The 1768-nt window shown below is 52.9% G+C and carries 3 protein-coding genes, 1 tRNA gene and 1 pseudogene (1 of these 5 only partly in view); all 5 read left to right on the top strand.

Annotated features, from left to right (window positions below; genetic code table 11):
• A pseudogene (locus ACIOUG_RS26760) lies at window positions 1-248 on the top strand (EF-Tu/IF-2/RF-3 family GTPase); its annotated part reaches 562 nt to the left of the window's first position; the annotation flags it as partial.
• A gap of 53 nt (window positions 249-301) precedes the next feature.
• Window positions 302-377: transfer RNA gene (locus ACIOUG_RS26765), tRNA-Trp, on the top strand.
• Between the two features lie 45 nt (window positions 378-422).
• A complete protein-coding gene (gene secE, locus ACIOUG_RS26770) occupies window positions 423-791 on the top strand; it encodes a preprotein translocase subunit SecE (protein ID WP_401070155.1) in 369 nt (122 codons plus the stop codon).
• A 9-nt stretch (window positions 792-800) separates the two neighbouring features.
• On the top strand, window positions 801-1334 hold the full coding sequence (nusG, locus tag ACIOUG_RS26775) for a transcription termination/antitermination protein NusG (RefSeq protein ID WP_025113545.1): 534 nt from the start codon (window positions 801-803) through the stop codon (window positions 1332-1334).
• A gap of 117 nt (window positions 1335-1451) precedes the next feature.
• Window positions 1452-1768, top strand: a 317-nt coding sequence (gene rplK / locus ACIOUG_RS26780) for a 50S ribosomal protein L11 (protein WP_401070158.1), incomplete at its 3' end; no start/stop codon positions are given.

Genomic DNA, 1768 nt, shown 5'->3' on the forward strand with positions numbered 1-1768 from the left:
GCAAGGAAGAAGGCGGTCGTCACACTCCGTTCTTCAAAGGCTACCGTCCACAGTTCTACTTCCGTACTACTGACGTGACTGGTAACTGCGAGCTGCCAGAAGGCGTTGAAATGGTAATGCCAGGTGACAACATTCAGATGACTGTTACCCTGATCAAAACCATCGCGATGGAAGACGGTCTGCGTTTCGCTATCCGTGAAGGCGGTCGTACCGTCGGCGCTGGCGTCGTAGCCAAAATCATCGAGTAAGCGGTTGTAATGTATTTTTCGGGCCGGCATAATGGTCGGCCTGATTTTGTTTTAGGTCAGTAGCTCAATTGGCAGAGCGACGGTCTCCAAAACCGTAGGTTGGGGGTTCGATTCCCTCCTGACCTGCCAGATTCACTCGGTGTATCTGGCTTTCTTTTCACAGGATCTTCATAGATGACTCCTAAGGCTGAAGCTCAAGGCTCTCGCTTCGATCTGCTCAAGTGGCTTGTAGTAGTCGCTTTGGTGGTTGTCGGCGTTGTTGGTAATCAGTATTACGCTGGTTCGCCGATCCTGTATCGTGTACTCGCTTTGCTCGTCATTGCTGCTGTAGCTGCCTTTGTAGGCCTGCAGACCGCAAAGGGCAAGTCGTTCTTTGTACTCGTTAAGGAAGCTCGCACCGAGATTCGTAAAGTCGTATGGCCAACTCGCCAGGAAACCACGCAGACAACGTTGATCGTTGTTGCTGTGGTTATCGTTATGGCGTTGCTGTTGTGGGGTGTTGACTCCCTGCTCGGCTGGCTTGTTTCCTTGATTGTCGGCTAAGGGTGTCCCGTGGCTAAGCGTTGGTACGTTGTGCATGCTTACTCGGGTTACGAGAAGCATGTCATGCGCTCGCTGATTGAGCGCGTAAAGCTGGCTGGCATGGAAGATGGCTTCGGCGAAATTCTGGTTCCCACTGAAGAAGTGGTTGAAATGCGTAATGGCCAGAAGCGCAAAAGCGAACGCAAGTTCTTCCCAGGTTATGTGCTGGTACAGATGGATATGAACGAGGGTACTTGGCACTTGGTCAAGGATACTCCTCGGGTGATGGGCTTCATTGGCGGTACCGCCGACAAGCCTGCTCCAATCACCGACAAAGAGGCGGAAGCCATTCTGCGTCGCGTGGCTGATGGTAGCGACAAGCCGAAGCCGAAGACTCTGTTTGAGCCGGGTGAAGTGGTTCGTGTTACTGACGGTCCATTCGCTGACTTTAACGGCACTGTCGAAGAAGTTAACTACGAAAAGAGCCGTGTCCAGGTGGCAGTGCTTATTTTCGGTCGCTCTACTCCGGTAGAGTTGGAGTTCAGTCAGGTCGAAAAGGTCTAACTGAACAAGCATCCCAACCCCGCAGCCCTAGGCTGTGGGGTTTTGTCGTCACTGGGATAAACGCGCAAGTAACCGGGGAGCCTTTCGAGGCGTTCGAACCCGTAATTGGAGTGCCTCATGGCCAAGAAGATTACCGCTTACATCAAGCTGCAAGTGAAGGCCGCTCAGGCTAACCCAAGTCCACCTGTTGGTCCTGCTCTGGGTCAGCACGGCGTGAACATCATGGAATTCTGCAAGGCTTTCAACGCCCGTACTCAGGGTCTTGAAGCAGGTCTGCCGACTCCAGTGATCATCACTGTCTACAGCGACCGTAGCTTTACTTTCGAAACCAAATCCACCCCTGCTTCGGTTCTGCTGAAGAAGGCGGCCGGTCTGACCAGCGGATCCGCTCGTCCAAACACCGTTAATGTAGGCAATGTTACCCGTGCTAAGCT

Source organism: Pseudomonas sp. NPDC087803, assembly GCF_044742995.1.
GTDB lineage: Bacteria > Pseudomonadota > Gammaproteobacteria > Pseudomonadales > Pseudomonadaceae > Aquipseudomonas.

Bases quoted from the DNA above. Each gene is read 5' to 3' on its own strand.
- secE (WP_401070155.1), top strand. From the start codon at position 423: ATGACTCCTAAGGCTGAAGCTCAAGGCTCTCGCTTCGATCTGCTCAAG.